Below are 277 nucleotides of genomic sequence, written 5' to 3'. Positions count from 1 at the left end.
TCCTCGGAGCAACCCTTCCAGCGGAAATACTCCTCGAACGTCATGCCCCCGGGCAGGAAGTTGAGCAGCGCCGCCCCCATCCCCAGGGGTGCCACGGTGACGGCGGGGATTTGGCGCCTCGCGCATTCGGCGAACACAAGGCGCCGCGCCTCGAAGGCGAAGAAGTCCAGCCCGTCCACATAGAGATCCACCTCCCGCAGGAATTCGCCCACTTTGTCCTGGGTGACCCCATCGGGAAGCGCCCGGATGTCCACCTCCGGGTTGATGTCCCGGGCGA

General features: G+C 66.1%; 1 protein-coding gene. It reads right to left on the bottom strand.

Annotation, left to right across the window (positions count from 1 at the left end):
• On the bottom strand, positions 1–277 hold a 277-nt coding region (locus ACTFO6_RS18735; protein WP_439935869.1), incomplete at both ends, for a ThiF family adenylyltransferase.

It is taken from the genome of Pelomicrobium sp. G1 (genome assembly GCF_051905455.1).
Classification (GTDB): Bacteria; Pseudomonadota; Gammaproteobacteria; order Burkholderiales; family UBA6910; genus Pelomicrobium.
The sequence above is the reverse complement of the archived record's forward strand: the minus strand, read 5'-3'. Positions and strand labels throughout refer to the sequence as shown.